Annotated in this window: 10 protein-coding genes; 4 read left to right on the top strand and 6 right to left on the bottom strand. The window is 43.2% G+C overall.

The annotated features are described in order from the left end of the window. Nucleotides 1-38 precede the first annotated feature (38 nt). Nucleotides 39-428 carry a Wadjet anti-phage system protein JetD domain-containing protein gene (locus KBW69_RS16640; protein WP_306674584.1) on the top strand — a complete coding sequence of 130 codons (390 nt, stop codon included), beginning with the start codon at nucleotides 39-41 and terminating at the stop codon, nucleotides 426-428. A gap of 8 nt (nucleotides 429-436) precedes the next feature. Here the strand turns inward: KBW69_RS16640 and KBW69_RS16635 are convergent, their stop codons facing one another. Next, the gene (locus KBW69_RS16635; protein WP_257281588.1) at nucleotides 437-1,333 is read right to left on the bottom strand and encodes a protein kinase; all 897 of its coding nucleotides are present in this window, start codon (nucleotides 1,331-1,333) and stop codon (nucleotides 437-439) included. Nucleotides 1,334-1,463: 130 nt separating this feature from the next. Next, on the bottom strand, nucleotides 1,464-2,375 hold the full coding sequence (locus KBW69_RS16630) for a protein kinase (protein WP_257281587.1): 912 nt from the start codon (nucleotides 2,373-2,375) through the stop codon (nucleotides 1,464-1,466). Between the two features lie 158 nt (nucleotides 2,376-2,533). On the opposite strand from KBW69_RS16630, the gene KBW69_RS16625 reads away from it, so the two are divergent. Then, nucleotides 2,534-3,532, top strand: coding sequence for a serine/threonine protein kinase (locus KBW69_RS16625; RefSeq protein WP_257281586.1), 999 nt, complete (start codon nucleotides 2,534-2,536; stop codon nucleotides 3,530-3,532). A 77-nt stretch (nucleotides 3,533-3,609) separates the two neighbouring features. Continuing rightward, nucleotides 3,610-3,936: a hypothetical protein gene (locus tag KBW69_RS16620; protein WP_257281585.1), complete on the top strand. Its 327-nt coding sequence runs from the start codon at nucleotides 3,610-3,612 to the stop codon at nucleotides 3,934-3,936. 253 nt (nucleotides 3,937-4,189) lie between these two features. Here the strand turns inward: KBW69_RS16620 and KBW69_RS16615 are convergent, their stop codons facing one another. From KBW69_RS16615 to KBW69_RS16605, 3 genes are all read right to left on the bottom strand, one after another. Further along, the gene (locus tag KBW69_RS16615) at nucleotides 4,190-5,101 is read right to left on the bottom strand and encodes a hypothetical protein (protein WP_257281584.1); all 912 of its coding nucleotides are present in this window, start codon (nucleotides 5,099-5,101) and stop codon (nucleotides 4,190-4,192) included. A gap of 265 nt (nucleotides 5,102-5,366) precedes the next feature. Next, nucleotides 5,367-6,203 (bottom strand): hypothetical protein, encoded by an 837-nt coding sequence (locus KBW69_RS16610; RefSeq protein ID WP_257281583.1) that lies wholly within the window; start codon nucleotides 6,201-6,203, stop codon nucleotides 5,367-5,369. A gap of 169 nt (nucleotides 6,204-6,372) precedes the next feature. Next, the gene (locus tag KBW69_RS16605) at nucleotides 6,373-7,272 is read right to left on the bottom strand and encodes a hypothetical protein (protein ID WP_257281582.1); all 900 of its coding nucleotides are present in this window, start codon (nucleotides 7,270-7,272) and stop codon (nucleotides 6,373-6,375) included. A 403-nt stretch (nucleotides 7,273-7,675) separates the two neighbouring features. On the opposite strand from KBW69_RS16605, the gene KBW69_RS16600 reads away from it, so the two are divergent. Further along, on the top strand, nucleotides 7,676-8,554 hold the full coding sequence (locus KBW69_RS16600; RefSeq protein WP_257281581.1) for a protein kinase family protein: 879 nt from the start codon (nucleotides 7,676-7,678) through the stop codon (nucleotides 8,552-8,554). Between the two features lie 238 nt (nucleotides 8,555-8,792). On the opposite strand, the gene KBW69_RS16595 is transcribed toward KBW69_RS16600, so the two are convergent. Beyond that, nucleotides 8,793-10,046: an RNA-binding domain-containing protein gene (locus KBW69_RS16595; protein ID WP_257281591.1), complete on the bottom strand. Its 1,254-nt coding sequence runs from the start codon at nucleotides 10,044-10,046 to the stop codon at nucleotides 8,793-8,795. Nucleotides 10,047-10,048 lie beyond the last annotated feature (2 nt).

The following is a 10,048-nucleotide window of genomic DNA, read 5'->3' as shown; positions in this document are numbered from 1 at the left end:
TGTCCTACTGCGGTTGCAATAAATTGGTCTAAAAATTCCTGCTTCTTCGTCAAATAGCTCGCTATTCTCCTCAGAAGCAGAAATTTTTATCCTCAATTTCTTGCAATCCTCGCTACGGACGCTTAAGACCGACAGGCTGCCAGGGTGATATTGACACTTGGGGCTTCGCCATTCTCAGTGATGCCCGGTCAATGAGGCCTGATCTTACAGCGCTGATGATGGACAATAAAACTTATGAAACATTCTTCAATAAAACCTCTCATGAAAGCCAGCCCGTCAAACAAATGCCTGAAAACCTGACACCAGAAGAGCAGTCTCTCTTCAATCAACTACTGGATTCAGAGAAAGGCAGGACTCGTCTCGAACAGGAATTTTTGAATCAGGACTATGTTTTCAGACACCTTGCTGACTGGAAGACTCATCATTAATACCACAGTCAGGATCTCATGAAGTAACCCAGCACCTCATCGGCATGAGGCCGGTTCTTTGGATTCCAGGCCAGCATTGACCTTATTAATTCCGCATAGCGTTTATCAATAGCTTCCACTTCTTTGAGTCGTTTGCTCAGGTGCTCATTATAAGCGTCTTGATCGTTCATCTTGTTCAGATCAAAGCGACTGGAAAAAAGCCTTTTGCGCGCCAACATCTCGAAGAAAATAACCCCCGCTGAAAAAACATCGGTTTTCCCGGAAATTGCCGTGGGCTCGTCATAAAAAAGTTCAGGAGGCCTGTAACCTTGTGTACAGGCTTTGTAATTTTCAGCCGGACCCGCATACTGAGACAGACCAAAATCAATGATGGAGAGATTGTCCCGGTCATCTACTACCAGATTTCCCAGTTTCAAATCCAGATGCCAGATCCCTGCATCATGCAAGTGAGCAACACCCTTCATTAACTGCCGGGCATAGGTCTCAATCGTCGGCAATGACAGCCCTGCAGGGTGAGTACATAAAATTTCTTGAAGTGATTTACCTGCGTAGGGCATCAGCAAAGTATTGTCCTTCGTATCAATAAACCTGACAATATTCGGGCCCTGAGACGCTCTGAGAAGCCACTTTTCAACCTTGAGATACCGTTCACACTCTTTACGCACAGCACACTTTCTCACGTAGATGCTTTTACCTACAGGGGACTCCCAGTGCTCACAGGTCGCAGAGAAGCTTTTATTCTCTCGTAATACTTTGGAGTACACCCTCTCCTCAGGCACATTAATCAGCCTGAGCTTACCCAGTACGTAATAAGCAGCCGATGCAACGATGTCACAGGGATTCCGGGAGCGATCCTGGTCAGTCAGTAACCTGTTGCCGGGATAAGTAGCGCTTTGAACATCCATTGTTCTGTCCTTCCTGAGCTTGATATAAGATTTGAGTCACAAAAAGCAGAAAAAGTTTTCAGAAGAACTAACAGAAAGGTCAGTAAACCTGACCTGTTGAGGGGGATAAAGCTCATTACTTATGTCACAATCAGGTTTTCATGAAGTAGCTCAGCACTTTCCCGGCATCAGGCCGATGCTTCGGATTCCAGGCCAGCATTGACTTCAGCAAAGCCACATAGCGTTTATCAATATGCGCCACCTTTTTCAGTTGAAGGTTCAGGTGCTCATAATAAGTGTGTTGGTTCATCATCTTGTTCTGATCAAACTTGTCGGGAAAAAGCTTTTTACACGTCAACAGCCTGAAGAGACAAACACCCGCTGAAAAAACATCGGTTTTACTGGAAATGGCCTCAGGTCCTTCGTAAAACATTTCAGGAGGTTTATAGCCTTTTGTACACACTTCCAAGTTTTCAGATGGACCTGCATACTGAGACAGACCAAAATCAATGATAGAGAGATTGTGTTCGTCATCTACTATCAGATTGTCCAGCTTTAAGTCCAGGTGCCAGATCCCCGAATCGTGCAAATGGGCGACCCCCTTCATTAACTGCCGGGCATAGGTCTCAAATTCGGGCTGTGATAACGCTTCTTTACTATGAATAAACTTTTCATAAAGTGACCGGCCTGCGTCGGGCATCAGTAAAGTATCGTCGTCCGATTCAATAAGCCTGACGATATTCGGGCCCTGAGCCTCTCTGAGAAGCGCCTTTTCCATCTTGAGTTGGTGTTTACGCACTTCGGTTAAACCACACTTTCTCATGTAGAGGCTTTTACCTCTCGGAGTCCCCCAGAGTTCAAGGGACACCGAGACGCCATTTTCCACATGTTCGACTCTGGAGGCCAGCAACCCCTCATCCACACTAATCCGCCTGAGCTTACCCAGTAGGTAGTAAACAGCCGATGCAACCATTTCACAGGGATTACAGGAAAGCCCCTGATCTGTGGGTGAGCTGTGGTCTGGATAACTGCGGCCTGGATAAGTAACGCCTTGAACATCCATTGTTTTGTCCTTCCTGAGACTGATAAGAGGTTTGAGTCACCAAAGGCAGAAAAAGTTTTCTGAAGAACTAACAGAAAGGTCAGTAAACCTGACCTTTTGAGAGGGATTTCGTAGTAAACTTCTGCGGCTAACGATCATTGCCTTGGTGGGAGCCCTCTATGAGTTCAGATATCCAGCATCCCTATGAACGACTGACGCCTGACCGGGTGATGGACGCAGTGGAAAGTCAGGGATACCTGTGTGATGCCAGAAACCTGGCTCTGAACAGCTACGAAAACCGTGTTTACCAGGTGGGGATTGAAGACGGCTTACCGATTATTGCCAAATTTTATCGTCCCGAGCGCTGGAGCCATGATCAGATTCTGGAAGAACACGCCTTCTCGCTGGAACTGCAAGAAATGGAATTCCCAATCGTGGCCCCCCTCCAAAACGAGAATCAGGAAACCTTGCATGAGTTTGAAGGCTTCCAGTTTGCCCTGTTCAAACGCATGGGAGGCTATCCACCGGAACTCGATAATCTGGATCACCTGCTGGTTCTGGGTCGTTGTATGGGAAGGCTGCATAAACTGGGCTCGGCAGCGCCTTTCCAGCATCGTCCTGAGATTAATCTGCAAAGATACGGCATCGATAATGTCAGCTGGCTGCTGGACAATGATTTTATTCCCGCCACACTCAGAGAAGCTTATGAAACCCTGACCCGGGACATTCTCGATCGTCTTGCCCGAATCGAAGCTCAATACCACCCAAAAATGATTCGTGTGCACGGTGATGCTCACGTCGGCAACATTCTCTGGCGAGATGATAACCCTCACTTTGTCGACTTCGACGACACCTGCATGGCTCCCGCTATTCAGGATTTATGGATGTTTCTGAGCGGCGACCGGGCCAGCCAGACCACCCAACTGGCAGAACTGCTGGAAGGTTATGAGGAATTTCATGAGTTTGATCCCATAGAGCTCAATCTGGTGGAATATTTCCGAACCCTGAGGCTGATCAACTACTCCGGCTGGCTGGCTAAACGCTGGACGGACCCGGCCTTCCCCATGGCATTTACCTGGTTCAATACCGAGCGTTACTGGTCAGAACATATTCTGGAGCTTAGGGAGCAGATGGCCAATCTGGATGAACCAGTGCTATCGGTTTATGGGAATAGGTGAGCTTAACTCAAGACTCTTGGGAGGCTGAACTACTCATGTCTATACTGCCGACACACTCTAAACTATGAGGCTTGCAAGTGCGTTCAGTAATATCAACCATGATCGTCAGCTTAATTCTAATAACCTGCCCTGTATCTGCTTCAGAAACAGATGAGGAAATATTGAAGAGTAAGCTCTCAGTTGCACTGGCAGTTTATAACTTGGCTCCTCAGCTTGCTGAAACTTTTATTTCTGAAATTATGAGCTTTTTCAAAGTTGCCCCGGATATATTCACTCAATTTCTTGTGGATGATTACAGTCTGGTTATTGGTTATGGCTTAAACAGTCAAGGAGAAGTGACTGTCAATTCAGTAGGTACTGGTACAGGTAGTAAGTCGGGGCTGATTCTTGTTGCTTCAGAATAGGCATTGCGCCTGGTTTCGCCTTGCCGCCGCAGGCGGCGACGAGGGTAAAAGCTGCTAGGAGGCTGACCGAGAATAGCGCCCGTAGCGAGGACGGCAGAAAATTGAGGATGAAAATTCGGTTTTGTGAGGAGAATAGCGAGCTATTTGACGAACAAAAGCGGATTTTCAGACCAATTTGCTGCCGCCGCAGTAGGGCAGTCTATTCTCGGTCAGCCTCCTAGCTATTGAGACTCATGGATCAAAAAAGGTGACATCAATCCTGATGCGGGGGGTTCGGTTCAGAGGGCAGATACTCGCTTAGCCCTTTATCAAGCCCGCCGAAGAATAGATCAATGCAACGACGTGTCAGTGTAATCAGATCTTCGGATGGTTCTTCATTACGAAAACATTGTTCTTCATAAATCTCATCTTGTTCAGGGCTTAGCTCAGGCCCAAAAACTGGCCTGAGAAAACCTGAATAATAGAGTTTGGTTTTGTAAACAATAGTGCCTTTATTCAGGTCACCGATTATAACAGTTTCCCAATATGCAGGAGCTTCAGATACAGGACTGCAATCATCATACTCACACTTTTTGTTGGTTGCCCGAGCTCCAGTCTCTTTTTCTGAAGCTTTTCCTTTATCATCACTGGCATCATAGTTGTCATCAGAATCATAAGGGCCAGCGACTACTGCTGATCCTTGATGACGTTCAAGATTGGCTCGATCCAGATAATAAACTTTATCAGGGTTGAATTGAGACCGAAAATACTCAGTCAATAATGGCAAAACAGACGAAAAGTAAGCGCTAATGCTATCTTCCATATCAAGAAAATTTGATATTCGGAGTTGCTGGCTAGGGGCAGCATCCGTTGGAGTCGCCTGAAACGTAGCTGACACTGTCAGTACACCATCAACAGTCTGCTCGTCAGTTGCTAAAAATCCATCGGATGAATAGTGATCCCTGTTAAATGACCATACTTGAAGCCCTTCGATATTGAAAAGGCTGCTGGAAGAGCCTCCCTCTATAAAGGTTTTGAACATTTGCATGAGACTTAACGCTGTCAATGGCAGGAGAGCGTCGTATCTATCGTCTCCAGAATACCCTGTACAGGGGAGCATCACTGTAACCAAAACTAAAATTAAACGAATACATTGTTTCATATTATCAAGCCTTTTTACTGGCAATAAGTTTATTGAACATGAGTTCGATTCCAAAAAGACAGGGGGCCCCCGCGATTTAGCTATCTCCCGGCTGCTGACTATCAATAGCTAACAGAGGCTCCCGTGTCTATGACCAGTGTATTCAGTGATATTGATGGTTTCTGTCTGGTTTTAAACAAGATTGGCATAAGCCACTTACCTGCAATACCAAAAACCCACTGTGTCAGGTTAGTTTTCCAGGTTGCTGATTAATCAATAAAAGTTGGACAGTCCTTTATGTGCCACACAACTAGGGTAAAGGTTTAATATTTGCAATCGCTAAAGTCAAAGGATTTTCAAAAGATTCTTGATAATGATTCAATATGTCTTCAGCAGTATGAAAAAAAATATTTTCACCTCCCAATTTCCCTATACAAACATTATCTCCAATGTGAATAAATATATGAACGATTTCGTTGTTGTTTAAAATTGCAACAGGAATGAATGGATTCTCTATCTTTGAATTTTTTAAGATTGTAAGTTCTATGCGGAAATTATCTTGAAATGAATTTGAATTAAATTCCATAAAGTTAACAAATTGAAAGCAAGTTGTTGGGATTTTTTTACCTTTATAAATATTACCAACAGTCTTGTTTCCTAACAGAGGAACCACTTTATCTGGGGGGCAGTCATCGAAAAAAACTTGCAATCCTGCATTTATACATTTTAGTAGTTGTTCTTGCCAGAAGTGTGAAGGCTTATACTCGTGATTGCCATCTTCTGTTTTAATGTTAAAAGAGAAAGAACTTTTTGAGCAGTCATCACTAATCACCATCATTTTTTCTGCCAGCTCATTATCTCTTTCATTGCCATTGATACAATTAAAAATGGTGACGTCTATTTCAAAAGGAATATACTTTAATGTCACCTCTCTCATGCCCATATGACTCTGAGCCAGTCCTTTAAGAGTAGTGCACCTGTTTTTGGATCTATCAATTTTTATAGATACTGATGGCTCTACACATTCCACAGGCCTGTTATAAAATGTTGCTCCAGCTTTATGTGAATCGAAAGCGCTCTGTTTTTTGGCTACCTCTATTGTTGAGAGCAACCCTTTATTTGTAACATTGCTGACCGGTGTCGTCATGGTGAAACTCCTTTTTCATTTATTTCACTATTCAGAGTCAATACCATGCATAAAGTTCAAAACATAATAGTTAGCAAACGTTTCAGTGGGTGGTTACGCCGCGCCGCCGCAGGCGGCGACGGGGGAAAAGCTGCTAACTATTGAGACTTATGGATCAAAAAAGGCGACATCAATCCTGATACGGGAGGTTCGGGTCAGAGGGCAGATACTCGCTTAGCCCTTCATCAAGCCCGTTGTTGAATAGATCAATGCAACGACGTGTCTGTGTAATCAAATCTTCGCATAGTTCTTCATCTCTATCACATTGTTTTTCATACATATCTTTTTGTTCAGGACTTGGCTCAGGCCCAAAAGCTGGCCTGAGAAAACCTGAATAATACAATGAAGCTTGGTAAGTGATCGTGCCTTTTTTCATGTCACTGATTACATGAGCTTTCCAATTTTCAGGGGTATCAGATACAGAACTGCAATCATCATACTCACACTTAAAAAACTCACACTCTTTGTTGATTGCTCTTGCTCCAGTCTCTTTTTCTGAAGCTTTTCCTTCATCATCACTGACATCATGGTCGTCATCAAAACCATCAGGGTCATCGTCTACTGCTGTTCCTTGATGACGTTCAAGATTGGCTCGATCCAGATAATAAACTCTATCAGGGTTGAATTGAGACCGAAAATATTCAGTCAATAATGGCAAAACATACGAAAAGTAAGCGCTAATGCCAGCCCCCATATCAATGAAATTTGAAGATCGGGGTTGCAGGTCAGCGGTAGCATCCATTGGAGTTGCCTGATGAAACGTAGCGGACACTGTCAGTATACCATCAACAGTCTGCTCGTCAGTCCACCCATCGGATGAATAGTGATCCCTGTTAAATGACCATACTTGAATCCCTTCGAGATTGAAAAAGCTGCTGATAGAGTCTCCCTCTGTAAAGGTTTTGAATATTTGCATGAGACTTAATGCTGTTAATGGCAGGAGAGCGTCGAATCTATCATCTCCAGAATACCCTGTACAAGGGAGCATCATCGTAACCAATACTAAAATTAAACGAATACATTGCTTCATTTTTATCAGGCCTTTTTTCTGGCAATAAGTTTATTGAACGTTAGTTCTATTTTAAAAAGACGGGGGAACGCCCCGGAATCTAGCTATCTTTCCGTTGCAGACTAAAAATAGATAACAGAAGCTCCCATGTCTATGAAGAGTGTATTCTGATGTTAATGATTTCTGTCTAATTTTTGAAAACGATTGGCATAAGCAGCTTACCTGCAATTCCAAAAGGTCTCCGGTTTTATCGTAAACCCGCTGTATCCGACGACAGTAACTTTAACCAGCATTGAACCCGGTGCGGACCCACACGGCAGTGGTGTGAGGAGAGCGGGAGAAAGGCTAGGTCATACCGTTTATGGAACTAAATTCTTCATCTGGAGTCCGATTATTGAAGTGCGGATTAAACCAGGGAATTAATATGGATATTGTAAGCTTACCAACCAAAAGGATGAAAATTGACGCAGAAAGTAAAAGTCAAGAAAAGTGTTTTCATGGTTTTGCACAGGGCACTATACCAAAAGCCCATATGTTCGAGTTTAAAGACAAACTGGGTGATGGCGCATGCGGCGATGTGTATCAGTCGAAGTGTATAACCGAACGTAAATGTGATATAGCTATAAAAGTTATTCCTTTGATAGGTTGGAAAGCGGAGAGTGCTATTGATGAGAAAAACTCTATACAGTCTTTAATAGCTAACCCCCATCCTAATATTATTGAATACTTTGGTGTTCTGGAAGAAGACAATAAAATGTATATTGTGATGGAGTTAGGAAAAATTAGCTTCGATCAATTTTTAAAAGAAAACTTTTCAAATTTATCAGTTGCACAATTTCATGAAATTATTTTTCAAGTTCTTGAAATTTTAAATCATCTTGATTTGATAGGCGTTTGTCACAGGGATTTCAAGCTTGAAAATATGGTTTGCCTGAAAAATAAAATAAAATTAATCGATTTTGATCACATCTTTAAAAAAGAATCACCTTTTTATAGTCATCCATCATCACGACTTATTAATGCCGCACTATTTTTATCAGCGATACAGTTGAAAATGAAATGCGGCGCTATAAGCGATAAATATTACGAGTTACATTCTAAGTTTGGCAGTGCTTTCTTATCAGATGATTTTAACGAGTCTGATGCAAAAGCTTTATCTGAAAACCCTGATATCTGGCATGATCAACTTCCTTTAGAAACACGACAATTATTAAGCAGAAGTTTCATAAATGAAAAGTCTATTCAAAAACAAATTATAAAAGAACGAGACAATGTTTCACCCAGGTGCGAGCTTGTTTTTTAGAACCTATAGAATCATCTGAATAAGCACTGAAGGCCCGCCAAGGCTCTATTCAGGCTTGGATTGGATATGTTCCACGGGGTTCTGAAAAACAGATACTCAAATAATGACCATGCTGTCTTTAGGCCACTGCTTAATGTTTTGTCCCGAAGTTACCTGTCTACCACCCAGTGTTTTATTAGTTGGTCAATTAATAAACGGGACACCACTTCTGACACAGTAGGGAATAGGTGAGCTTAACTCAGGACTCTGCCGCCGGTTGCTTTCCCTTGTAGAAGGTTGTCTTGAGGTAGTCTTCTGTCAATTCAAAGCACGGTTTGTTCCCATTGTGTTGCTTTAGGAGAGGTACAATTTTAGTTCGCACACCCATTCCTCTGGCCTCTACATAGCCATAGTCCCTCAGAACTTCGACTATAATCGGATTTCTCGGGGAACGCTGTCCAGCTAGCATTTTTTCGACAGTCATAGAATTCTGCAAGGTGCCTGAGCTAATCAATTCCAGACGGTCGTTGTATATTCCTATTTCAATATCGACAGATCGTGTCCAGTCTCTGTGTGCAAGAGCATTAATAACCAGCTCCCTTACGGCTGCTTTAGGGTAGTACCAACGCCTTTCCCTGCGAAAATGACTGTCTATTTCTCCAGACTCTTCGCTTATATAGGGTTCAATCAGGTCAATCAGCTTCTCAATAAGTCCATAGTGTATCTCTGACAGACTTCGCTCACCGGCTTCATCTTCTTTCCAGAGCCCTACCAGTGGAAAATCCAGTCTCTTGTCAATCTTGGATTGATAAGTTTTATCTTCTCCATCAAAAGCAATCACCCTGATTCCGGACTGCCTCAAATAACGTCTGGGGGAAATACCAAACAATACCATACCCGCAACGGTGCAAACTGGAGAGCTGACACCTTCAGTCATAAACCCTAAACCAACTAACCGATTAATCCAGGAAGACTTATTCTGGGGAATATCAGGCTCTGAGAGAACATTTTTCAGATAATCAGACAGTCGTTCTTGATCCAGAGAGTTATAGCTGGAGCCTGCTACAGGCAAAGCTTCGGTATGTAGCACTCCGCCGCAGGCAAACAATCTTGCCTGCTGCTCTCTTGAAGCTCTTCTGGATGTTGAACCGACTCGAATAAAGACATCTTCACGGCCTTTATGTCTAAGTACATAGGGTTTTGATACCCCTTCTGTAAAGCTGATCACAGCAATACGATGGTCAGAATCAAGCTGAACTTCTTCGTAATAAGGCAGTAACATGGGATGAACTTTATCTGCGATAGCGTTCATTACCCATTCTTCATGTTTGTCTCGTTCTATACCACTGATGGAGCCATCATCTTCCATTCCCATTAGCAGCATACCTCCTTTGAGGTTAGCCATTGCTACCACTTCTACAGCAAGCTGCTCGGGACGAATATCATCCCGCTTAAATTCAACGCCTGAGTTTTCGCCATTGGCAATAATTTCCAGTAGCTCTGATTTCAGCATGT

It is taken from the genome of Endozoicomonas sp. ISHI1 (assembly GCF_024606225.1).
In the GTDB taxonomy this organism is placed as follows: Bacteria; Pseudomonadota; Gammaproteobacteria; order Pseudomonadales; family Endozoicomonadaceae; genus Endozoicomonas_A.
The sequence above is the reverse complement of the archived record's forward strand: the minus strand, read 5'-3'. Positions and strand labels throughout refer to the sequence as shown.

What these genes read in the sequence shown, in the direction of transcription:
- KBW69_RS16595 (WP_257281591.1), bottom strand. Translation starts at nt 10,046, where the DNA reads ATGCTGAAATCAGAGCTACTGGAAATTATTGCCAATGGCGAAAACTCA.
- KBW69_RS16625 (WP_257281586.1), top strand. Translation starts at nt 2,534, where the DNA reads ATGAGTTCAGATATCCAGCATCCCTATGAACGACTGACGCCTGACCGG.
- KBW69_RS16630 (WP_257281587.1), bottom strand. Translation starts at nt 2,375, where the DNA reads ATGGATGTTCAAGGCGTTACTTATCCAGGCCGCAGTTATCCAGACCAC.
- KBW69_RS16635 (WP_257281588.1), bottom strand. Translation starts at nt 1,333, where the DNA reads ATGGATGTTCAAAGCGCTACTTATCCCGGCAACAGGTTACTGACTGAC.
- KBW69_RS16600 (WP_257281581.1), top strand. Translation starts at nt 7,676, where the DNA reads ATGGATATTGTAAGCTTACCAACCAAAAGGATGAAAATTGACGCAGAA.
- KBW69_RS16610 (WP_257281583.1), bottom strand. Translation starts at nt 6,203, where the DNA reads ATGACGACACCGGTCAGCAATGTTACAAATAAAGGGTTGCTCTCAACA.
- KBW69_RS16605 (WP_257281582.1), bottom strand. Translation starts at nt 7,272, where the DNA reads ATGAAGCAATGTATTCGTTTAATTTTAGTATTGGTTACGATGATGCTC.